Below are 21104 nucleotides of genomic sequence, written 5' to 3'. Positions count from 1 at the left end.
TGCCTCAGGCGTTCTCGTCGAGCCAGACGGTATGGAACCGCGGCGCGGCAAGGATTCCGAAGGTGAAATCCTTGACCTTGCCTGTCTGGATCGCCATCCCCGCCGACATGTATTGCGGCAGGTGCAGCGCGTTTTCGGCGACGAACAGTTCCAGCTCGAAGAGCTTCTGCTGACGCTCGTCGAAATCGTAGGTGGTCATCGTCGCGTCGAGCAGCTCGCGGTAGCCCGGCAGTTCGACCTTGCCCGCATTGCGCAACGCCGTGGCCGAGAACTGGCGGTCGAAGGCCAGCGACGGATCGGGGTTGCCACCGGTGGGCGAGATCAGCATGTCGCCCTGTTGCTCGATCATGAAGACCTGGATCGCCTGCGCGGGCTGGACCGGCGTCACGTTCAGCCGGATGCCCACCTGGGCAAGCTGGTTGCCGATGATCTCGGTGCGCTGCATCGCGGCCTGGTCGGGCCAGGACAGCGTGGCGATCTCGACCCCGTCGGGATAGCCCGCCTCGGCCAGCAATTCGCGCGCGCGGTCGGGATCGTAGGGGTAGTAGTCCTTCGCCTCGGGACCCGAGGCCCAGAACTCGCTGGGGAAGATCGAGCAGGTCGCCTCGCCCAGACCCATCATCAGCACCTGCTGCAGATCGGCGCGGTTGAGCGCGTAGTTCATCGCCTGCCGCACGCGCACATCCTCGAGCGGACCGCGGGCATAGTTGAAGAAGGCGGTGTAATAGGTCATCGACGTCGTCGCCGTGGCGATGATGTTGTCGGTGCGGCGCGCCACCATGATCTGTTGCGCGGCCAGTTGCAGCGCCAGATCGGCCTGCCCCGAGGTGACCGTGCGCGCGGCGGTGTTGAGCTCGTTGATGATCCGGTACTCGATCCCGTCCAGATACGGCAGCTCGGGGCCCTGCCAGTAGCCGTCGAAACGCTCGACCCGGATCAGGTCGTTGTCGCGCCATTCGACGAAACGGAACGGACCGGTGCCGACCGGCGCGCGGTCGATATTGCCGCCTTCCGCCGCCTGAACGGCCGTGGGCGACACCATGCAGCCCGCGCGGTTCGACAGGATCGCGGGCAGCGCGGCATTGGGCGCGGCCAGCCGCAGCGTGACCTGCATCGGGCCGGTCGCCTCGACCTCCTCGACGCCGTTGAGGTCGGATTTCACGTTCGAGCGCTCGTAATCCAGACCGCGGCGCAGGTTGAACACCACCGCTTCGGCATCGAAGGGCGTGTCGTCATGGAATCGGACACCTTCCTGCAGTTCCAGCACCAGCGTGCTGGGATCCGACCATTCCCAGCTTTTCGCCAGCATCGGCTGCAATTCCAGCGTTTCGTCGTCGAACCCGATCAGCGCGTCGTAAAGCGCGTAAAGCGAGTTGAAATCCGGCAGGTTACGCCCCGTGATCGGGTCCAGCGAGGCCGGGTTATAGGGCATCGACACGCGCAGCGTGCCGCCGCGCTGCGGCGTGGCGTCCTGCGCCCGGGCGCCGCCCGGCATCATCATGCCCGCGCCCACCGCCGCGGCGCCCATCAGCACCGAGCGGCGGCTGGGACGAAGGGTGTTGTCGTAAAGCACTCTATGCATTTTTCTCTCTCCCTGTTTGCGGCATGCGTTGCCGCGACGTCTTCGGTTCAGCCGACCTTTTGATGCTTCTGCCCGCCTCCGTCGGGCGCAAAGCGGGCCAGCATCTCTTCGGCGAAATGGCAGGCGACGAAGCGGCCGGGGGCCAATTCGCGCTGTTCAGGTTCGGTGCTGGCGCACATCTCGACCGCACGCGGACAACGGGTATGAAACCGGCAGCCCGAGGGCGGGTTCAGCGCGCTGGGAATCTCGCCCTGCAGGATGATGCGTTCGCGCGACCGCTGCTGATAGGCGGCGATTTCCGGCTCGGCCGAGCGCAGCGCCTCGGAATAGGGATGCAGCGGGCGGTTCATCACCTCGTCCGCCGGGCCGATTTCCATGATCTTGCCGAAATACATCACCGCCACGCGGTCCGAGATGTGGCTGACCACGTTCAGATCGTGGCTGATGAACAGGTAGGTCAGGTTGAAGTCCCGCTTCAGCCGCCAGAACAGGTTCAGCATGTCCGCCTGGATCGACACGTCGAGCGCCGCGACCACCTCATCGCAGACCAGCACCTCGGGGTCGAGCACCAGCGCGCGGGCGATGTTGGCGCGCTGTTTCTGCCCGCCCGACAGGTCATGCGGATAGCGCTCGCTCATCTCGGGCGACAGCGCGACGGTGTCGAGCATCGCCAGCGCCCGCTCGCGCCGCTCGGCGCGGTTGCCGATCCCGGCGATATACATCGGCTCCATCACGCTTTCGAGGATCGTCATCCGCGGGTTGAAGGCCGCGTTCGGGTCCTGTGCGATGATCTGGTACTTGCGCCGATGGGCGTTGAGCTGCTTGCGCGTCAGCGCGAAAGGGTCGACCTCGCCGTGACGGACCTCGCCCCCCGAGGGCGTGACCATGCCGACCGCGGCGCGGCCAAGCGTCGACTTGCCCGATCCGGATTCGCCGATAATGCCGAAGATCTCGCCCGGGGCGACGGTAAAGGACACCCCGTCAACCGCCCGCACCAGCGTCCGGCTGCGGCCGAACGAGACGGTCATGTCCCGGACGCTGACTGCAGGGACCTGGGCCGTGCCGGTTTCTGGGGCCTGGGTTGCGGTCTGTTGGGACGAGGTCATGGCGATCCTTCGGTCGTGGAGGTCAGCTCTTGCCAGCGGTGACAGCGGATCTGCCGGTTGCCGATATCCTCGATCGCCACATCCTGCTGGCACAGGGCCTTCGCATGGGTGCAGCGCGGCTCGAAACGGCAGCCCGGCGGCATGGCGCGCAGGGACGGCACTCGCCCGGGAATGGCATTGAGCGTGCCGCGCGCGCGGTGCGCATCGGGAATCGAATGGACAAGGCCCTTGGTATAGGGATGCAGCGGCTTGGACAGGACATCGTCCACCGGCCCTCCCTCGATGATCTGGCCGCCATACATGGTGATCATCCGGTCGCAATTCTGCGAGACCAGCGCCAGGTTATGGGTGATGAACATGATCGCCGTGCCGCGCTTTTGCGACAGGTTGAGAAGCAGATCCATGATCTGCGACTGGATCGTCACGTCGAGCGCGGTGGTCGGCTCGTCGGCGATCAGCAGATCGGGCTCGCAGACCAGCGCCATGGCGATCATCACCCGCTGGCGCATCCCTCCCGACAGGCTCATCGGGTAAAGCTGGGCGATCTGGCGGGGCGCGGCGATACCCACGCTGTCCAGCGCCTCGATCGCACGCTCGTCGGCTTCGCGCTTCGAGACGTCGAAATGGCACTGCACCGTCTCGCGGATCTGCGCACCGACGGTAAAGACCGGGTCCAGCGCGCTCATCGGCTCCTGGAAGATCATCGAGATGTTGCGGCCCCGGACCCGGCTCATCTGCCGGCGCGACAGCTTCAGCAGGTCGCGGCCCTGGAAATTGATCTTGCCATCCAGCCGGGAATACCGTGGTGCCTGAAGCTGCATCACCGACAGCGCGGTCATGGATTTGCCGCAGCCGCTTTCGCCCACCACGCCCAGCGTCTCGCGCGGCTTGATGTCGAAGGACACGCCGTCAAGAACACGAACCCAGCCGGATTCGTCACGCAGGTCGAGTTTCAGATCCTCGACGCTGAGCAGCGGCGCCGTCGCGGCGGTCGTGTCAGCATCGGACCGCACGGCCTCGGTGACAGACATGCGCTTCCTCCCCTGCGGGCATGAGCCCGCCTTTCCAACTCTCGGCAATCCCGGACGGACAGATCAGGATCCGGGTCTGACGATGGAGTTGCCTCTCCTCAATGTATGCAAACACAGCGAAGTTTACTTAGCAACATCCAAAATGCATCTTTCGGTCAGATGTTTTCGCCGGTATCGGCAACCCCTTGGCACGGCCTCGGGCAGCAGCGGCCTGGACAGATGAATTTCCTTTTTTTACAATACAGTAAAAAAGGTTCACCCGCCAGACCGACGATATGACGCGGGCCACTACATGGCGCAGCCCAAGTCACCCGGCCCGAGCCGCAAAACATCCCTGAGTTGCGCCCAGCCGGTAGTGTATACAAACCTCGGCGCCGGAGGCTTCCGGCGCCCGACGTCACTGATCCAGCCGGAACAGCGCCATCGCGTTCTCGCGGAAGATCTTCGCGCGGTCGGCCGGGTCCAGCGGCGTGCGGAACGCAAAGCGCGGATCGTCGAAATCCCAATGCGGATAATCGGTCGAGAACATCAGCCGGTCGGCGCCGATCCAGCGAAGCAGATCGTCCAGATGGCGATTCTCTTCCGGCTCTTCGATCGGCTGCGTGGTGAACCAGAAATGGTCGCGCAGATACTCGCTGGGCTTGCGCTTGACCTGCGGCACTTCGGATCCCATCCGCTTCCATTCCCGGTCCATCCGCCACGCCAGCGACGGCACCCAGGAAAACCCGCCTTCGACCACGACGATCTTCAGCCTGGGGAAGCGCTCGAACACGCCCTCCATGATCATCGACACGATCACCGTCTGCAGGCTGTTCGACGCGGCGTAGTGCTCTTCCAGATAGAAGGACGACCAGCCCGAGGGCGTGTTGGGCCGCTGCCCGAACGCGCCGGTATGCAGGCCGATGGGCAGGCCGTAATGCTCGGCCGCCTCGAAGATCGGCCAATAGCGGCGGCGACCGATCGGCTCGATCGTGCGCGGCGGGATCGAGATCTGCACGAATCGGCGATCATGCGCGCGGCGGTCGATCTCGGCCACGGCCTCGGTCGCGTCTTCCTGCGCCACGCAGATGGACGCGCGCAGACGCGGTTCGGGCCCGGCGAACTTGTCGATCTGCCAGTCGTTGATGCCCACGCAAAGCGCGGCACCCAGATCCTGGTTGTTCGTCACGGCCCCGGCGGCAAGCGGCTGCAGGACCCCGTGGTCGATATTGCACTGGTCGAGAAGCTGTTCGCGCAGGAAGGGCAGGTCCGAAGCCGGCGGTTTGCCGTTTGGCGGCCAGCTGTCGCGGCGCATCCCGTTGCCGGGCGTCATGCGCGGATAGATCATCGCGCCCAGGAACGGGCTGGGCGTACGCAGCGCGAAGTCGCGCAGGTGATCGCGCCAGCGCTGCGGCAGGTACTTGCCCAGTTCCTGCGGGTTCTCGAAAGACGGGTGAATGTCGCAATCCACCACACCCAGACGTTTCGGCGCGGTCTTCTCGCGGTCGAGTTCGGTCGCTTCCATATCAGCCTCCAAGACGGGGATAGGTGGCCAGCGCGTTGGCGCGCATCGCCTTGTGCAGCATCGCCTCGGGGACGCCATGCGGCAGCACGTCGAGCCCCTCGTAATGCCAGTGGGGATAGTCGCTCGAGAACAGAAGCATGTCGTCGGACAGAAGATGCGACAACATCTTTTCGACCTCGGCGGGGTCCTCGGGCGCATCAAATGGCTGCGATGTCAGGCGCACATGCTTGCGGATCAGAGCGGCGGGGCTGTCCTTGACCCAGGGCACCTCGACCCGCGTGCCGCGCCAGTCCTTCGACATCCGCCACATCAGCGGCGGCACCCAGGACACGCCCGATTCGATGGCCACGACCTTCAGCGCCGGATACTTGGCGAACACCCCTTCGGCGATCAGGCTGGCGATCTGCGTGGCAAAGCCATGCGTCATCGCGATGTGATCCTCGATCAGGAACGAGTGATAGCCGCTATGGCTGGGCGCGTGGCGCAACATGCTGCCCGCATGGATGCCGATGGGCAGGCCATGCTTTTCGGCGGCCTCGAAGATCGGCCAATAGACCTGACGGCCCAGCGGCAACTCGCCCGCCGCCAGCGTCAGGATCTGCACGAAGCGCTTGTCGGCGGCGAGACGTTCGATCTCGGCCACGGCGCCCGCCACGTTCGAGAACGGCACGATCATCGAACCGCGCAGCCGGTCGTCGCGCGCGAGCCACGTCTCGGCCAGCCAGTCGTTGGTGGCCCGGCACACGGCAAGCGCCAGATACGGATCGAACAGCGCATGCGCGCCCGACACGACATTGAGGATCGCGTGGCCCAGCTCCAGCGGGTCCAGCAGGTTCTTCTGCATCGCTTCCAGCGCGTCGCCCTCGCCCACCCAGTCGGGGCGGCGATAGGGCTTGGTTCGTTCGGGCGCGCTCATCAGTTCCAGCACGTCGATATCGCGCGACTGGAACGTCTCGCGCCAGTAATCGTCGACATAGGGCAGAAGGTCGGCCTGACGCGGCAGCGGCGGGTGGACATCGGTGTCGATGGCGCCGGCCGTGGTGATCGCGCGCGGCCTGTCGAGTGTCTCGCTCATTCGTGCTTCTCCTGTGATGTGGCCGCTCAGAGCGTCACGATGACGTAATCGTCCTGGACCGACACGTCGTAGATTTCGATCTGGTACGGCCCCTCGGCCAAGGTCTCGCCGGGGGCGATCTTGACGTCATAGCTGCGCACCTTCATGCGCGCGGGGTCGCAATAGGATTTGCCGGTCAGGATATCGAATTCCCAGCCGTGCCACGGGCAGCGCACCATCTCGCCCCGCCGCTCCAGCCGGTATTCGCCCGGCTGGTCGCCCGAGACGAGCGACGTGATGACGCCCTTGCACAGGCTCGCGCCTTCATGCGGGCAGCGGTCGGCGATGGCGTGCAGATTTCCCTGCACGTTGAAGATCGCGATATCGCGCTTCCCGGCGGAGAATCTGCGCGACTCGCCGGCGGGAATGTCGGTCAGCTTGCAGACGACGTATTCTGGCATTCTCGGTTCCTCAAAGATTCAGCGATCATCGGGACAGGCCGCGATCGCAGCGCCCGGCGAGGGGAGGAAGGACCGACCGACGGGTCCGGCGACAGGGGTGATCCGATTTCGAGTTGCAAAATCAACCGCATGGCCGGGAACCAGCCTGGGGTTTCCTGTTCTATCGGATCCGGCATGTGGGCGCGCGGTTGCCGGGCAATGGTGCAAACGAAGGTCGCTGTACCGCGTGAAAGCCTCACTTGTATACAGACGGACAGTCAGAACGCGACGCCGCGCCTCGTCAGGCTGTGCCGAAAGCACTGCTCCAATACGTTGCCGCGCACTCTCGCCGTGAAAAGCTGCGACCTTCCGAGCGCAGGGCACGTCGTGGGCGAGCCCCTCGCCCCGAGCAGAAAACTGCATGATCCGCGAGGCTTGCCCCGCGCGCACGCCAAGGACCGAACCGCTCACAGACCGGAACTCCCCGACCGCATGGCACGGGGCACCCGTCTTCGATCCAGTCAGGGCGACCCGCCCTTCCCGTCTTGCCGCCATGTCTCCTCCCTCGAGCCGGCATGGCGTGCCGACTCTCTCCTTGTATACACGAAGCGGGGGGATTGGTGTAGCCCGAAACGCGCCCGGAACACACAAGTCCGTCAGCCGAACGCCCTTGAGCCAGGCAATCCGCCGCAGGATTGAGCGTTTGATGAATTTGTCGACAGGGAAAGTGGCGCGCGGCCCCTGTCCTAGCGCCCGGCGGTCCGCGCCATCCGTTCGGAATGGGCAAGGCTCAGCACATCCGCGGTGAGCCGGTAATGCGCGGTCAGCAACCCGACCGCGCGCGCCGCGTCACGGGCCAGCGCGGCTTCCGAGATGGCGCCATGCTCGGCCATCAGGTCGCGCGACGGGTTCGACGGCATGTTGCTCAGGCTCGGCATCCGGTAGCGGACGGATCCCAGGTAGAGATTGTCGATGATCTGCTCCAGACGCCGCGAGCCGCTGGCCGAAACGAGCGCGACGTGAAAGTCGCGGTGACGCTCTTCCAGCGCGGCGAGGCTGTCGGGATCGTCCGGTTGCGTGCGCTCGTTCTGACGCCCCAGCGCGTGCAGGCTCGAGACGATGCGCATTTCCCATTCGTCGCCGCCCCGCTCGATCGAGCGCCACAGCGCCTCGGCCTCGACGAAGATCCGCGTCTCCATCGTGTCGCGCAGATCGTCCAGCGACAGCGGCGCCACCCGGAAGCCGCGCATCGATTCGGACACCACGAGCCCCTCGGCCGCAAGCCGCGTCAGCGCCTCGCGCAGGGGCGAGAATCCGGCGCCGCACCGTTCTTGCAGCTGCGCCAGCCGCAGCGGCTGATCGGGCGCGAAAACGCCGCTGATGATCTCGTGGCGGATTCGCGCATAGGCCTGTTCGCCCAGCGATTTCGACGGATTGCTTGTCGTTCTGGCCAATTGCCGCCCTCGTTCCCGCTGCTGCGCGATGCCCGCGAAGTCACGTTCTTCCTGAAAACACGCCCATATTTTCGCCTTTCCGACAAGAAATAGCAAGAAACACATATTTTCGAAAATCTTTTGATTTTCTACAAAGACGCCCGTATGGTCGCTTCAAGACGCGAATGGAGGATGCGATGAGCAAGCCCAGAGACAGCTACCGCGAGGACGTGGCGGGACGCGCCAATGTCGAGGACACGCCCGAGCTGCTGGCCTATTACGACGAGCTTGAAAGCTTTGATGCGGGCGCGCTCTGGACCGTGGCCAACAAGATCGAACCGTGGGAGCCGCAAAGCAGCTCGCAGCCGGTCCTGTGGCGCTACAAGGATCTGCGCGATCACGTGCTGCGGTCGGTCGATCTGGTCACGCCGGAAAAGGCCGGGCGGCGGGTGATCTATCTGAACAACCCGGGCCGCACCGATGTCGCGGCGGCGGTGGGCTGGATCTATGCGGGCCTGCAGGTGATGCATCCCGGCGAGCAGGCCAGCGCGCACCGTCATTCCGCCAGCGCGATCCGCTTCATCATGGAGGGCACGGGCGCCTATACCGTGGTCGATGGTCACAAGATGACGTTGGGCCACAACGATTTCGTGCTGACGCCGAACGGCACCTGGCACGAGCATGCAGTGTCGGCGGACGGCTCGCCCTGCATCTGGCAGGACGGGCTGGATATCCCCTTCGTCAACGCGATGGAGGCGAATTTCTACGAAGTTCACCCCGATCTGACGCAGGCCGTCGCCTATCCGGTCGACGACATGACGAAGACCTGGGGCAATCCGGGCCTGACACCGCGCGGCGGCGACTGGACCAAGGGCTACAGCCCGATGTTCAAATATGAATGGGCGCCGACCTACGAGGCCTTGTCGAAGCTCGCCGGCTGCTCGGACGGATCGCCCTTCGACGGGATCCTGATGGATTACGTCAACCCGGTCACCAACGGGCCGGTGATGAAGACGCTGGGTGCCAGCATGCAGATGCTGCGTCCAGGCGAGCGGACCAAGGCCCACCGCCACACCGGCAGCTATCTGTACCACGTCGCCAAGGGCAGCGGGCATTCGATCATCAACGGCAAGCGGTTCGACTGGAACGAGCACGACATCTTCTGCGTCCCGTCTTGGGCCTGGCACGAACATGCCAATGCCTCGGACCGCGACGATGCGGTGCTGTTCTGCCTGAGCGACCTGCCGGTCATGCGGGCCATGGGCCTCTATCGCGAACAGGCTTTCGGCGAGAATGACGGCCATCAGCCCGTCCTCTGACGCGCTTACTTCAAGGAAAACACAATGAAACTGGTAACGTATCGCAGCGGCGTCGAAGCCGCGGCACGGTTGGGTCTGTGCCATGGGGATCAGGTTGTCGACGTGGCGGCGCTGGCAGCCTCGCAGGGGGAAAGCCTGCCCGACACGATGCTGGGGCTGATCGATGCCGGGCAGGCAGGGCTGAACGCGCTGCGCAGGCTGATGGACCGCGTGGGCGACGCCCTGCCCGCCGGCACGGCCACCGCGCTGGCCAATGTCACCCTGCTGGCGCCGATCCCGCGCCCGCGCAAGAACGTGTTCGGCATCGGCCTGAACTATACCGAGCATGTCGCGGAAAGCGCCAAGACGCTCGACACCAATCCCGACCTGCCGCGCGAACCGGTGGTGTTTTCCAAGCCTCCGACCAGCGTGATCGGCCCGGGCGAGCCGATCCTGCACGACAGCAGCATGACCAAGCAGCTGGACTGGGAGGTCGAGCTGGCCGCGATCATCGGCACCCGTGCCAAGCGCGTCAGCCGGGCCGAGGCGCTGCAGCATGTCTTCGGCTATTCGGTGATGATCGACGTTTCGGCGCGTGACAACCGTCGCGCCGGGCAGTGGATCTTCTCCAAGGGCATGGACAGCTATGCGCCCTTCGGGCCGTGCATCGTCACCGCCGACGAAATTCCCGATCCGCATGCGCTGGATCTGTGGCTGACGGTGAACGGCGTCGAAAAGCAGCGGTCGAACACCGCGAAGATGCTGTTCAAGGTCGATGAGCTGATCGCCGATATCAGCCGGGGCATCACGCTCGAACCCGGTGACATCATCGCCACCGGCACGCCCGAGGGCGTCGGCGCGGGCCGCGATCCGCAGGAATGGATGTGGCCGGGCGACGTGATCGTGGCTTGCGTCGAAGGCGTGGGTACGCTGCGCCATCCCGTCGTCGACAGCACCCCGTCGGGGTCCTGAGATGAACCCACCGCCCGCCCCCGAACTCGATCCGCAGCTTGACCGCGACTACGACGCGCGCGGATCGGTGGCCTCGTTCGAGGACGAATACGCCGCGCTCGTCGCGTTGAGCGAGGCCGCGCGCCGCGATATCCCGGTGCTGCGCGATCTGGTGTTCGATCCGGCCTCGGGGATGGCGCTGGACCTTTATGGCGCGGCGCCGGGACGGCCGGTCATGCTGTGGATCCATGGCGGGTACTGGCGGGCGGGGAACAAGGCCGATAACGGCTTTGCCGCACCGGGGCTGGCGGCGCATGGGGTCGCGGTGGCGGTGATGGATTATTCCCTGTCGCCCGACGCCCCCCTCGCTGAAATCGTGCGGCAAGTCCGGCAGGCCGTAATCTGGCTTGCGCAGAACGGCGCGGCGCAGGGGCTCGACACCCGGCGCATCCATGTCGGCGGCTCGTCGGCGGGCGGGCATCTGGCGGCGATGACGCTGCCCACGGGCTGGCAGACCGAGGCCGGTCTCGAGGCCGGGCGGCTGGGGGCGGTACTGGCCCTGAGCGGGCTTTATGACCTTGAGCCGCTCTTGCGTACCAAGGTGAACGGATGGCTCGGCCTGACAGCCGAAGACGCACGGGAACTGTCGCCGATCCATCATCTGCCCGCCGCGTCGGGGGCCCCGATCGTGCTTTCGGTCGGCGGGCAGGAGACCGGTGCCTTCCGCGATCAGACCGCGCGGTTCGAAGCCGCGCTCGCCGCGGCGGGGCATGATGTGCGGCCAGTCGCCATGCCCGGGCACAACCATTTCGACATCACCGGCACGCTCGCCGACCCCGACGGGGCGCTGACGCGGGCGATGGTCGCAGCGATCAGGGAGATCAAACCATGAGCGCGACAGAAACGGCCCCCTTCACGGTGGCGGTGGCGCAGATCGCCTCGGTCCCCACGGATACCGGGGCGAGCATCCGCAAGGTTGCGGACACGGTGCGCGAAGCGGCCACCAAAGGCGCGCGGCTCATCGTCTTTCCCGAGGCGGTGATCGGCGGCTATCCCAAGGGCGCCAGCTTCGGCGCACCGATCGGTGTTCGCAAACCCGAGGGCCGCGACGCCTTCGCGCAATATTACGCGGCTTCGGTGGATCTGGCGGGCGATGCGCTGGATCCGCTGATCGACGCCTGCGCGGAAACCGGGATGGTCGCGGTGGTGGGGATCATCGAACGCGGCGGCGCGACGCTGTATTGCACGGCCCTCTATCTCGACGGCGCCAAGGGGATCGTCGGCAAGCATCGCAAGCTGATGCCGACGGCGGGCGAGCGGCTGATCTGGGGCTTTGGCGACGGCGCAACGCTTCAGGCCGTGACGACCGATCTGGGCGTCGTGGGCGCGGTGATCTGCTGGGAAAACTATATGCCCGCGCTTCGGATGCACATGTTCGATCAGGGCGTCACGCTCTATTGCGCGCCGACCGCCGATGACCGCGACACATGGCTTCCCTCGATGCGCCACATCGCGCTTGAAGGCCGCTGCTACGTGCTGACCGCCTGCCAGCACATCACCCGCGCCGCCTATGCCGAGGCGCATGAAAGCGCCCTCGGCGACGCGCCCGAGACGGTGATGATGCGCGGCGGATCGGCCATCGTCTCGCCCCTGGGCGAGGTTCTGGCAGGGCCGGATTTCGACGGCGAGACGGTGCTGTACGCGCAGGTGAACCCCGCCGAGGTGGCGCGCGGGAAGTTCGATTTCGACGTCACGGGCCATTACGCCCGCCCCGATGTCTTCGCCCTGCGGGTCAATACCGCCGCGCAGAAGGCCGTGACGGCGACGTCCTGGGGGGAGCGCGACGATGCGCTATGACCTGACGCCCGATACCCGCGCCTTGGGATACAAGCTGCTGACCGCGACGGTGACGCCCCGGCCCATCGCCTGGGTAACCAGCGTGTCGTCCGGCGGCATCGTCAACGCCGCGCCCTACAGTTTCTTCAACGTGATGGGGGATGCCCCGCCGGTCGTGGCGCTGGGGATCATGGGCAAGCCCGACGGCGCGCCCAAGGACACCGCGCGCAATATCCGGGAAACCCGGGATTTCGTGGTCAACCTTGTCAGCCGCGATCTGGCCGAGGCGATGAACCTGACCTGCATCGACGCGCCCGCAGAGGTGAGCGAGGTGGAACTGGCCGGGCTGGAAACCCTGCCCGGCGTGCATGTCGCGGCCCCGCGCATCGCGCCGGCGCCTGTGTCCATCGAATGCGTGTTGCAGCAGGTCGTCGATACCGGCCCCGCGCAGCATCTGATCATCGGCGAGGTGAAGGCGATCCATATCGCCGATGCCTGCCTGCTCAATCCCGAACGGGGCCATGTCGATACGCCCGCGCTCGGGCTGATCGCCCGGATGCACGGGGCGGGCTGGTACGCCCATGCGCCGCAGATGTTCGAACTGGAACGCCCGGTCTACGCCGACCGGCAAGACTGACATCCAACAGAGAAGGAAGAACGACATGATGATTTCGAGGCATCTGAAGGCCGTAACGGCGGCCGGACTGCTGGCTCTGGGCGCGGCGCCCGTCATGGCCCAGTCGCAGGAAATGCGTTTCGCGATGGTGACGCCGCCCTCGCATGTCTGGACGCAGTTCGCCAACCATTTCGCCGAAGGCGTGGCCGAGGCGACCGGGGGCGAGATCACCGTGTCGGTCTTCCCCGCCGGGCAGCTGGGCAACGAGGCCGAGATGCTGCAGCAGATCGCCGCCGGCGTGCTGGAAATGGGCATCATGACCGCCGGCACGATGAGCCTGCGCGCGCCCGATTTCGCGGCCTGGCAGGATCCCTTTGCCTTTGCCGATGTGTCCGAGGCGATCGCCGCCGCCGATACCGAGGCCGCGCAACAGATGCTCGACGCTCTCGCGCCGCAGGGGATGCGTGGCATGGGTTACATCTTTGCCGGGATGCGCCACATCCTGATGGCCGACCGGGACGTTACCTCGCTTGAAGATCTCGCCAGCCAGAAGATCCGCATCCTGCCCTTCCCGGCGGCCCTGACATGGTGGCGCGCGGCGGGGGCAGTGCCGACACCCGTTGCTTTGGGTGACGTGTACCAGGCGCTCAGCTCGGGGCTTCTGGACGGGGTCGATATCGATCTCGACGCGCTGGTCGGCTTCTCGATGCAGCAGGCGGCCGAGCATCTGATCCTGACCAACCACATCGCCTTTCCGGGCGTGGTGGTCATGTCGGACAGCGCGTGGAACGGCCTGACGCCCGAGCAGCAAGAGGCAATCACCAGCGTTTCCGAAGAGAGCTTCGAGTGGGGCAACGCCTTGCAGGTCGAGGCCGAGGCCGCGAACCTCGCCGCGCTTGAAGACCAGATCGCCATCACCCGGCTGGATAATGCGCGCGAGATCTTCGCGCAGGCGAACGAGGCCTACGAGGCCGAATTCGGCGAGCTTCCGCTGCTGCAGGCGCTGCGCGCGCAGACCGGACGCTGACGAACCTGACGGGACGGCGCCGCCCGCGCCGTCCCTCCCCTGCCTTGCGGATGGAGACGAGCCTTGGCGATGTTGGAGCGAACGGGACGGCAGGTCGAGCGCGTGAACCGCGCGCTGGCCTGGATCGAGCTGCTGGTATGCCAGTTTCTGGTCGCCGGTTTCGCGCTGCTGCTCCTGGTGAATGTCACCTTGCGCTACGTCTTCTCGGCGCCGCTCTATTATGCCGAAGAAACCGCGATCTACATGCTGATCTGGATGACCTATCTGGCGGCTGCCGCGGCCATCGCGCGCGGTGACATGGTCGCGCTGACGATCCTGACCGACAAGCTGCCGCTTCGCCTGCAACAGGGGCTGAAGGTCGTCGTGAACCTGCTGATCGCCGCCATGTGCGCGGTCCTGCTCGACGCGACGATCACCTGGCTGAACGCGCCCGGCACGGCCTTTGATCTTGCCCTGACGCTGGGTCTGCCCAAGCGGCCCTTCTACGCGATCATGGCGATCTTCTTCGCGCTCGTCTGCCTGCACGCGCTGGCGCATGTCTTTCTGGGCGGCCTTCGGTTCCTGAACGGCCAGCCGGAACCCGCCTCGCCCGATCTGGGAGCCTCGTCATGAAAACCGGCCTGAGTTTCGCGATCCTGATCGCCATGGCGATGCCCGTCGCCTTCGTCCTGATCGGTGCGACCTTCGCCTTCATGCTGTTCGAAAGCAATTTCCGCGTTCTGGCGGTGCTGCCGGGCGTCATGTTCTCGGGGCTCGAGGTGTTCGACCTGCTGGCGATCCCGCTCTTCATCCTGCTGGGCGAGATCATGAACGCGGGCAGCATCACCCGGAAACTGATCGACGCCGCGCGCCTCGCCTTGGGCCGCATCCCCAACGCGCTGGCCTATGTCTGCCTGACCGCGAACCTGATGCTGGCCTCGATCGTCGGCTCGGCCACCGCGCAGATCGCGATCATGACCAAGACCATGGTCGGCGAGATGGAGCGCGACGGCTATCCCAAGGGCTTCTCGGTGGCGCTGACGGCAGCGGCGGGGATTCTGGGGCCGATCATCCCGCCCTCGATGCCGTTCATCCTGTACGGCGTGATCGCGCAGGTCTCGGTGGCGGACATGTTCCTTGCGGGCATCCTGCCCGGCATCCTGCTGTTCGCCGGGCTGGCGCTGCTGATTACCCTGCGCCGCCCCCGGCGCGACGCGGATCTGAAGGCCTTGCAGGCGGCCGCGCGCGATCCCGCTGTGCCCGCGATGCGCGTTCTTCTCGAAGCGCTGGCGGCGCTGAGCATCCCGGCGGTGATCGTGATCGGCATCACCTTCGGCATCGTGACGCCCACCGAATCCGCCGTTCTGGCGGTGGCGATCGCGCTGGTTGTGGGCGGGCTGATCTTTCGCGACCTGTCATGGCGCGACTTTCCGCAGATGCTGAGCCGCACCGCGCAGGGCTCGGCGCTGGTGCTGATCCTGATCGCGGCGGCCAAGGTCTTCGGCTGGGTGCTGACCTATTACCACGTCCCGCAGGCCATCGCCGGGGCGCTGCAGATGATGACCACCGATCCCACGCTGTTCATGCTGCTGGTCTTTGCTTTCTGTCTGGTGGTGGGCGCTTTCCTCGACGGGATCGCGGCGATGATCATCCTGGTGCCAATCCTGCTGCCGGTGGCGACCGGCATCTATGGCGTGAACCCGGTGCATTTCGGTGTTGTCGTCTGCATGACCTTCGCCATCGGGCTGCTGACCCCGCCCGTCGGGCTGGGCCTGTATATCTCGGCGGCGATTTCGGGCCTGCCGATGATGCAGATCGTGCGCGACATCACGCCCTTCGTCGCGCTGACCATCGTCGTGGTCGCGCTCATCGCCGCGTTCCCGGCGCTGACGCTGGCGTTGTTCTGGATCTGAGGCGCCGGCGCGCCCGCTCAATCCACGCCGAACAGGTCGCGGCTGAAAACCTTGTCGCCCAGTCCCTTCAGATCCGGCGTGCGGCGGTTGGCGATGATGACATCGGCCTCGTCGCTGAAGGCCGCGAAATCCGCGATCACCCGCGCACCCGAGAATTCGCTCTCCGTCAGCGCGGGCTCGTAGATGATGATCTCGATCCCGCGCGCGCGCAGCCGCGCCATGATCGACAGGACCGAGCTTTCGCGGAAATTGTCGCTGCCGTTCTTCATCACCAGCCGATAGATCCCCACCGTCTTAGGATCGCGCGCCGCCACCTGATCGGCCACGAATTCCTTGCGCGTGCGGTTGGCATCGACCACCGCCGCGATCAGGTTCTGCGGCACATTGTGGTAATTGGCCAGCAACTGCTTGGTATCCTTGGGGAGGCAATAGCCGCCATAACCGAAGGACGGGTTGTTGTAGTGGTTGCCGATCCGCGGATCGAGCCCCACGCCGTCGATGATCTGCCGCGTATCGAGCCCGCGCGACATCGCGTAGCTGTCGAGTTCGTTGAAATAGGCCACCCGCAGCGCAAGATAGGTATTGGCGAAAAGCTTGATCGCCTCGGCCTCGGTCGAGCCGGTGAACAGGATCGGGCAATCGGGCTCGACCGCGCCTTCTTTGAGCAGGTCCGCCACCTGGTGCGCCCGGGCATCGGTGCCGCCCACGACGATCCGCGTGGGATGCAGCGTGTCGTGCAGCGCCTGCCCTTCACGCAGGAATTCGGGCGAGAACAGGATCGCCTCATGACCGCTTTCGCGCCGCGCCTCTTCGGTGAAACCGACGGGCACGGTCGACTTGATGACGATCTGCGCGTCGGGCGCATGCTTTCGGCACAGCGCGATCACCGCCTCGACGCTCGACGTGTCGAAGACCTTGGTCTCGTCGTCGAAATTGGTGGGTGTCGCGATGAAGACGATCTCGGCACCCGAAAGCGCGGTGGCGGGGTCGGTCGTTGCCGCAAGGCTCAGCGGTCGGGTTTCCAGATAAGCGGTGCACAGGTCGTCGCGAATGGGCGAGCGGCGCGCATTGACCTGCGCCACACGCTCGGCCGAGATGTCGAGCGCCTGCACCGCGTGGTTCTGCGCCAGCATGATGGCGTTGGCCAATCCCACATATCCCAGACCCACAACCGAAATTCTCATTCACGCGACCTTACATGCAGACGGGTTGCCCCGGAACGGCGCCTGAGAGCCGGGCCTTTGGCAAATCCGGGCGCCAGACGATACCGGTCGCATAGTACCGGCTGCGCATGGCAGCGAAAGGCGAAAATGGGCACGGGTCTTTTCCCGGGCCTTGGGCTGTCCCCTGCCCTGCGCGGCGCTTCGGACAGCGGCTGTCCCGGCGCGTGGCTCAACCAGACAGCTCAACCAGTCGGGGCCTCGCATTCCAGCGCGAAGGCCTTGCGCAGATGCGCTTCGGCCTGATCCGCATCCAGGATCTGCGCGGGCGACAGCAACAGCCCGGCCAGCCCGTCGTAAAGCGCCCCCAGCCTGAGCGCCGTGGCCTGCGGGTCGGCCAGACGCCAGACCCCCTGCGCGGCCCCGGCGGCCAAAAGGTCGGCCAGCCCGGTCCGCGCCTGCGCGCTGGCCTTGCGGAAGGCCGCCTGCATGAAGTCGTCCGAGGCGGCAAGCTCCGTCGCTTCGAGCCACAGATGCCAGAACCGGCGGGCATCGGGCGTGAAGGCGGTGGCGAAATACCGTTCCAGGGCGGCCTCGGGGTCGTCCGCCTGCGCGAACTGGTCCCTGGCCACGGCCTCGAAGATCTGCGCCCAGGCCAGCGCCCGCAATTCGGGCCAGCGGAAGTAATGGTTCAGCAGCCCCGTTCCGACGCCCGCACGCTGGGTCACGGCGCGTGTCGTGACCGCGCGCAACCCGCCTTCTAGCAAAAGCTCGATCGTCGCCTCGACAAGTCGGCTCTGTCGGTCGGTGGCGGGCGGAACGGGATCGGGCATCGGGCCTCTCTTGACACGATTGAGCACTTGCTCAATAACCGTTGAGCAAGTGCTCAATCGGGGAAAAACGATGCTCGGACCGGAACGCAACACCGCCGTGGATTTGATTCGGCTGCTGGCGCTGGTCGGCATCTGCGTCGTGAATGTGCCGTTTCTGGCCCTGCCTGTCGAGACGACCCTGGCGGCGCCCGAGACCCTGCCCGACCGCCTGGCCGTCTTTGCCGTCGAGGCGTTGTTCCAGTCGAAATTCTTCCTGTTGTTCTCGTTCCTTTTCGGCTGGGGCCTTCATGTGCAAGAGGCTTCGGCGCGGCGGAGCGGGGCCTCGTTCGGGGGCCGCTATGGGCGGCGTCTCGGGGCATTGGCGCTGATGGGCTGCCTGCACGCGGTGTTGGTCTTTACCGGCGACATCCTGCTGATCTACGCGCTGCTCGGGCTTCTGATCTGGCCGTTTCTCGGGCTTGGCCCCCGGGCGCTCGTGCGGCTGGCCGGGGCGATGATCCCGCTTGCGGCGATAAGCCTGCTGGGCCTGTCGGTGATGCTGACGGAGGTCACCCTGCCGGTCGAGGGCGCCGGTTTGGGTGGCGGCTTCATCGAGGCGACGCGGGCGCGGCTTCACGACTGGCCTGAAACGCTGGGTTTCCTGCTGCTGTTTCAGGGACCCCTGGCCTTCGGCGCCTTCGCTCTGGGTCTTGCCGCGGGCAAGTCGGATTTCTTTTCCCCCGACAGTCCCGGTCGGCGGGCGTTGCGCCGGGCGGTGCCCGGGCTGGCTGTGGCGGGGATTCCGATCAATGCGCTCTACGCGGCCTCCATGGGTGGCCTGATCCCGCCCGAGCAGGAGTTGCTGTCGCTTGCCGGTTTCGTCGGTATCGCGCTGGGCGGTCCGATGCTGTCGGCGGTCTATCTGCACCTGATGCTGGGCCTGGCCGACCGGCTGCGGCTGCCGGGGATCTTGCAAGCGGCCGGCCGGAACTCGCTTTCGGTCTACGTTCTGCAGGGCATCGTCGCGGGTTTCGTCTTCGGCGCCTACGGGCTGGGCCTGTTCGACCGGATCGGATGGGCGGGGCTGGTGCCGGTCAGCCTGCTGGTCGCGGCGCTTGCCATCCTTGCCGTCGGCCTGATCGCCCGCCGGTCAGGGCGCGGCCCCCTGGAGATCGTCCTGCGCCGCGTGACGTATGCCGGCAAGACAAGGCCGCGCCCCCAAGCCGCCCATCCCGGAGATGCGCTCTGAGGTCAGATCAGGCCGAAGAGCACCAGAAGCACGAAGCCGCCCGTGGCCATCAGCAGTAGCGCCACGGCCAGCGATCCCAGGTCCTTTGCGTCCTTCGCCGCTTGCGACCATTCCGGGGAAACCCGGTCGCACAGCACCTCGATCGCCGTGTTCAGCGCCTCGGCCGCCAGAACAAGCGCCAGCAGGAACGCGCTGACGACCCAGTGCCAGAGCGCGGCGCCGGTCCACAGATAGGCAAGCGCGATCCCGATCCCGGCCGCCAGTTCAAGCCGCGCGGCGGTTTCCCTGAACAGGCGGCGAGAGCCCGCGGCCGAGTAACGGGCGGCATCGACCACATGCAGCACGCCCCCGCGCGGCGGCTCGATGGTCGGGTTGCGGGGCTCTCCGGCATGGATCGTCATGCATGGTCCTCGCGGCGGCAGGTGGCGGCAAGATCCAGAGCGGGATCGCGCACCTCGGTCCGGATGTCGAGAAGGCCCAGGATGCTGGAAAACACCATGTCATGGCTTGTCGGGGCCTGCGCCTGCTCGCGCAGGCAGGCATCGTCAAGGATCATGGCCGCGCTGTAGCGGGGATCGAGCCACAACAGCATCGGGACATGGGTCTGTTCCTCGGGGGCCATGAACATCGGGGCCGCGTGAAGGTAAAGCCCGCCTTCGCCCAGCGACTCCCCGTGATCGGACACGAAGAACAACGCGGGCGTCACCCGGTCGGACGCCTGCAGGATGTCGATGGCGCGCGACAGGACGTAATCGGTTTCCAGCACCGCGTTGTCATAGGCGTTGACGATTTCCTCGCGGCTGCAATCGGCGAATTGCGAGGTCTGGCAATCGGGCGTGAACCGAGCCCGCGCGCGGGGGTAGCGCAGGGAATAGGCCGGACCGTGATTGCCGATCATGTGCAGGACCAGAACGGTATTGCGCGTGATGGTCGCGGCGGTCTGCTCGATCAGCGGCAAGAAGACCTCATCGGTGCATTCGGTCTCGCAGGCGGCGGGGTCCAGCGTTTCGTCGACCCGCGCCCAGCCGAAACGCGCGGCGATGTGCTGGTCGCCCGTGTTGTTGTCGACCCAGCGCACGTCGAAACCGGCGCGCGCCACGACATCCAGCAGGTTCTCGCGCCCCAAGAAGCCGTCGCGGCTGTACTCGGCCTGCGTCAGCGGCGAGAACATGCAGGGCAGCGACACCGCGGTCGCGGTGCCGCAGGATTGCACCTCGGGCAGGTTGATGACCTCGCGGGCGGCCAGACCCGGCGTCGTGTCCCGGTCGTAGCCGTCGAGCCCGAAATTCGTGGCCCGCAGCGTCTCTCCGACGAAGAGGACCAGCAGCACGGGCGCGGGCGCGGCTTCGAGCTGCGGACCGGGCACGGCATCCGTCCCGACCGGCAGCACGGTCCGCTCGCCGCTGTCGAATTGCTCCTTGCCGTACCGCACGAGCGCGGCAAGCGTTGCGCCCGGCTGATAGGACCCGGCGATTTCACGGTGCGCACGCAGGGTCGACGAGGCAGCGGCGTAATCCATGAACAGCGCCGACAGCATGACGAGCAGCGACGCCGCCACTGCAACCGGCCAGCGCCAGAGCTGGTGCCAGACTCCCACGCGCGACACGCGCGGCCAGAAGACCAGCCCGGCGGGAAGAACGCCCGTCAGGAAAATCCAGAGCACCGCCCCCGGCGTGACAAGGTGCTGGGCTTCGGTCGGCGTGGTCTCGAACACGCTGCGGACAAGCTCGCGGTCCACGAGAACGCCGTAGGTCCGCTCGAAATAGGCCGCCGAAGCCGCCAGCAGGATCAGCAACGCCGCGACCGGCTTCTGCAACCGCCAGGGGCCCAGAAGCTCCAGCGTCAGCAAGGTCAGGGCCGAGAATGCCAGGACAAACAGCGCCACGTTCACAGGCCGGTCGGGGAACTGGCTGAACAGGCGGGTCCAGACCCCGGTATTGAGGACGCCCATGATATAGGCCGTCACCAGCAGGTTGAGGGCAAGATGGCCCAGCCTGGGGCGTGGAAGGCGGCGGCGGGGTTCGGGTTGGTCGGTCATGGGCTCGGCTCCGGTGAATTGCCCGCGTTTTCGGGCCCGAACCTTGCGCCTGACTTACGAACGCGACGGGTGTGC

20 protein-coding genes are annotated in these 21104 nt (G+C 66.1%); 9 read left to right on the top strand and 11 right to left on the bottom strand.

The window, feature by feature from the left end; translation table 11 throughout:
- Positions 1-4 precede the first annotated feature (4 nt).
- The 7 genes from C4N9_RS03195 to C4N9_RS03165 all read right to left on the bottom strand — a co-directional run bounded on the left by C4N9_RS03195 (position 5) and on the right by C4N9_RS03165 (position 8171).
- On the bottom strand, positions 5-1582 hold the full coding sequence (locus C4N9_RS03195; protein ID WP_109531855.1) for an ABC transporter substrate-binding protein: 1578 nt from the start codon (positions 1580-1582) through the stop codon (positions 5-7).
- A 47-nt stretch (positions 1583-1629) separates the two neighbouring features.
- Positions 1630-2688, bottom strand: a complete 1059-nt coding sequence (locus C4N9_RS03190; protein WP_109531854.1) for an ABC transporter ATP-binding protein — start codon at positions 2686-2688, stop codon at positions 1630-1632.
- Positions 2685-3719 (bottom strand): ABC transporter ATP-binding protein, encoded by a 1035-nt coding sequence (locus tag C4N9_RS03185; protein WP_109531853.1) that lies wholly within the window; start codon positions 3717-3719, stop codon positions 2685-2687. Before C4N9_RS03185 ends, C4N9_RS03190 begins: the two co-directional genes overlap by 4 nt.
- Positions 3720-4116: 397 nt before the next feature.
- Positions 4117-5223 carry an amidohydrolase family protein gene (locus C4N9_RS03180; RefSeq protein ID WP_109531852.1) on the bottom strand — a complete coding sequence of 369 codons (1107 nt, stop codon included), beginning with the start codon at positions 5221-5223 and terminating at the stop codon, positions 4117-4119.
- Between the two features lies 1 nt (position 5224).
- Positions 5225-6298: an amidohydrolase family protein gene (locus tag C4N9_RS03175; protein WP_109531851.1), complete on the bottom strand. Its 1074-nt coding sequence runs from the start codon at positions 6296-6298 to the stop codon at positions 5225-5227.
- Positions 6299-6324: 26 nt separating this feature from the next.
- The gene (locus C4N9_RS03170; RefSeq protein ID WP_109531850.1) at positions 6325-6738 is read right to left on the bottom strand and encodes a Rieske (2Fe-2S) protein; all 414 of its coding nucleotides are present in this window, start codon (positions 6736-6738) and stop codon (positions 6325-6327) included.
- 725 nt (positions 6739-7463) lie between these two features.
- On the bottom strand, positions 7464-8171 hold the full coding sequence (locus C4N9_RS03165) for a GntR family transcriptional regulator (RefSeq protein WP_210403971.1): 708 nt from the start codon (positions 8169-8171) through the stop codon (positions 7464-7466).
- A gap of 176 nt (positions 8172-8347) precedes the next feature.
- Here C4N9_RS03165 and C4N9_RS03160 point away from each other — a divergent pair, with 176 nt between their 5' ends.
- The 8 genes from C4N9_RS03160 to C4N9_RS03125 all read left to right on the top strand — a co-directional run bounded on the left by C4N9_RS03160 (position 8348) and on the right by C4N9_RS03125 (position 15770).
- On the top strand, positions 8348-9469 hold the full coding sequence (locus tag C4N9_RS03160; protein WP_109532187.1) for a cupin domain-containing protein: 1122 nt from the start codon (positions 8348-8350) through the stop codon (positions 9467-9469).
- Between the two features lie 24 nt (positions 9470-9493).
- Positions 9494-10420 carry a fumarylacetoacetate hydrolase family protein gene (locus C4N9_RS03155; protein WP_109531848.1) on the top strand — a complete coding sequence of 309 codons (927 nt, stop codon included), beginning with the start codon at positions 9494-9496 and terminating at the stop codon, positions 10418-10420.
- A gap of 1 nt (position 10421) precedes the next feature.
- On the top strand, positions 10422-11291 hold the full coding sequence (locus C4N9_RS03150; RefSeq protein WP_109531847.1) for an alpha/beta hydrolase: 870 nt from the start codon (positions 10422-10424) through the stop codon (positions 11289-11291).
- A complete protein-coding gene (locus tag C4N9_RS03145) occupies positions 11288-12256 on the top strand; it encodes a carbon-nitrogen hydrolase family protein (RefSeq protein ID WP_109531846.1) in 969 nt (322 codons plus the stop codon). The genes C4N9_RS03150 and C4N9_RS03145 overlap by 4 nt, the downstream gene beginning before the upstream one ends.
- Complete coding sequence (locus C4N9_RS03140; RefSeq protein ID WP_109531845.1) at positions 12246-12872, top strand: flavin reductase family protein; 627 nt, start codon at positions 12246-12248, stop codon at positions 12870-12872. The genes C4N9_RS03145 and C4N9_RS03140 overlap by 11 nt, the downstream gene beginning before the upstream one ends.
- A 25-nt stretch (positions 12873-12897) precedes the next feature.
- Complete coding sequence (locus C4N9_RS03135) at positions 12898-13878, top strand: TRAP transporter substrate-binding protein (protein ID WP_210403970.1); 981 nt, start codon at positions 12898-12900, stop codon at positions 13876-13878.
- Between the two features lie 69 nt (positions 13879-13947).
- Positions 13948-14490 (top strand): TRAP transporter small permease, encoded by a 543-nt coding sequence (locus tag C4N9_RS03130; protein ID WP_109531844.1) that lies wholly within the window; start codon positions 13948-13950, stop codon positions 14488-14490.
- Positions 14487-15770: a TRAP transporter large permease gene (locus tag C4N9_RS03125; RefSeq protein WP_109531843.1), complete on the top strand. Its 1284-nt coding sequence runs from the start codon at positions 14487-14489 to the stop codon at positions 15768-15770. The genes C4N9_RS03130 and C4N9_RS03125 overlap by 4 nt, the downstream gene beginning before the upstream one ends.
- A 17-nt stretch (positions 15771-15787) precedes the next feature.
- Here the strand turns inward: C4N9_RS03125 and C4N9_RS03120 are convergent, their stop codons facing one another.
- Complete coding sequence (locus C4N9_RS03120; RefSeq protein WP_109531842.1) at positions 15788-16954, bottom strand: nucleotide sugar dehydrogenase; 1167 nt, start codon at positions 16952-16954, stop codon at positions 15788-15790.
- Positions 16955-17175: 221 nt separating this feature from the next.
- Positions 17176-17763 carry a TetR/AcrR family transcriptional regulator gene (locus C4N9_RS03115; RefSeq protein ID WP_109531841.1) on the bottom strand — a complete coding sequence of 196 codons (588 nt, stop codon included), beginning with the start codon at positions 17761-17763 and terminating at the stop codon, positions 17176-17178.
- Positions 17764-17833: 70 nt separating this feature from the next.
- Here C4N9_RS03115 and C4N9_RS03110 point away from each other — a divergent pair, with 70 nt between their 5' ends.
- Positions 17834-18991 (top strand): DUF418 domain-containing protein, encoded by a 1158-nt coding sequence (locus C4N9_RS03110; RefSeq protein ID WP_109531840.1) that lies wholly within the window; start codon positions 17834-17836, stop codon positions 18989-18991.
- 2 nt (positions 18992-18993) lie between these two features.
- Here the strand turns inward: C4N9_RS03110 and C4N9_RS03105 are convergent, their stop codons facing one another.
- Complete coding sequence (locus C4N9_RS03105) at positions 18994-19392, bottom strand: diacylglycerol kinase (RefSeq protein ID WP_109531839.1); 399 nt, start codon at positions 19390-19392, stop codon at positions 18994-18996.
- A complete protein-coding gene (locus tag C4N9_RS03100) occupies positions 19389-21029 on the bottom strand; it encodes a phosphoethanolamine transferase (RefSeq protein ID WP_109531838.1) in 1641 nt (546 codons plus the stop codon). The genes C4N9_RS03105 and C4N9_RS03100 overlap by 4 nt, the downstream gene beginning before the upstream one ends.
- Positions 21030-21104 lie beyond the last annotated feature (75 nt).

Origin of the sequence: Pararhodobacter marinus (genome assembly GCF_003122215.1) — a bacterium.
Classification (GTDB): domain Bacteria; phylum Pseudomonadota; class Alphaproteobacteria; order Rhodobacterales; family Rhodobacteraceae; genus Pararhodobacter; species Pararhodobacter marinus.
Note: the sequence above shows the minus strand (reverse complement) of the source record. Positions and strands in the feature narration are given on the sequence as shown.

Coding starts and splice junctions, on each gene's coding strand:
- C4N9_RS03195 (WP_109531855.1), bottom strand. CDS start 1,582: ATGCATAGAGTGCTTTACGACAACACCCTTCGTCCCAGCCGCCGCTCG.
- C4N9_RS03185 (WP_109531853.1), bottom strand. CDS start 3,719: ATGTCTGTCACCGAGGCCGTGCGGTCCGATGCTGACACGACCGCCGCG.
- C4N9_RS03145 (WP_109531846.1), top strand. CDS start 11,288: ATGAGCGCGACAGAAACGGCCCCCTTCACGGTGGCGGTGGCGCAGATC.
- C4N9_RS03160 (WP_109532187.1), top strand. CDS start 8,348: ATGAGCAAGCCCAGAGACAGCTACCGCGAGGACGTGGCGGGACGCGCC.
- C4N9_RS03140 (WP_109531845.1), top strand. CDS start 12,246: ATGCGCTATGACCTGACGCCCGATACCCGCGCCTTGGGATACAAGCTG.
- C4N9_RS03110 (WP_109531840.1), top strand. CDS start 17,834: ATGCTCGGACCGGAACGCAACACCGCCGTGGATTTGATTCGGCTGCTG.
- C4N9_RS03105 (WP_109531839.1), bottom strand. CDS start 19,392: ATGACGATCCATGCCGGAGAGCCCCGCAACCCGACCATCGAGCCGCCG.
- C4N9_RS03115 (WP_109531841.1), bottom strand. CDS start 17,763: ATGCCCGATCCCGTTCCGCCCGCCACCGACCGACAGAGCCGACTTGTC.
- C4N9_RS03155 (WP_109531848.1), top strand. CDS start 9,494: ATGAAACTGGTAACGTATCGCAGCGGCGTCGAAGCCGCGGCACGGTTG.
- C4N9_RS03170 (WP_109531850.1), bottom strand. CDS start 6,738: ATGCCAGAATACGTCGTCTGCAAGCTGACCGACATTCCCGCCGGCGAG.
- C4N9_RS03100 (WP_109531838.1), bottom strand. CDS start 21,029: ATGACCGACCAACCCGAACCCCGCCGCCGCCTTCCACGCCCCAGGCTG.
- C4N9_RS03125 (WP_109531843.1), top strand. CDS start 14,487: ATGAAAACCGGCCTGAGTTTCGCGATCCTGATCGCCATGGCGATGCCC.
- C4N9_RS03120 (WP_109531842.1), bottom strand. CDS start 16,954: ATGAGAATTTCGGTTGTGGGTCTGGGATATGTGGGATTGGCCAACGCC.
- C4N9_RS03150 (WP_109531847.1), top strand. CDS start 10,422: ATGAACCCACCGCCCGCCCCCGAACTCGATCCGCAGCTTGACCGCGAC.
- C4N9_RS03130 (WP_109531844.1), top strand. CDS start 13,948: ATGTTGGAGCGAACGGGACGGCAGGTCGAGCGCGTGAACCGCGCGCTG.
- C4N9_RS03180 (WP_109531852.1), bottom strand. CDS start 5,223: ATGGAAGCGACCGAACTCGACCGCGAGAAGACCGCGCCGAAACGTCTG.
- C4N9_RS03135 (WP_210403970.1), top strand. CDS start 12,898: ATGATGATTTCGAGGCATCTGAAGGCCGTAACGGCGGCCGGACTGCTG.
- C4N9_RS03190 (WP_109531854.1), bottom strand. CDS start 2,688: ATGACCTCGTCCCAACAGACCGCAACCCAGGCCCCAGAAACCGGCACG.
- C4N9_RS03175 (WP_109531851.1), bottom strand. CDS start 6,298: ATGAGCGAGACACTCGACAGGCCGCGCGCGATCACCACGGCCGGCGCC.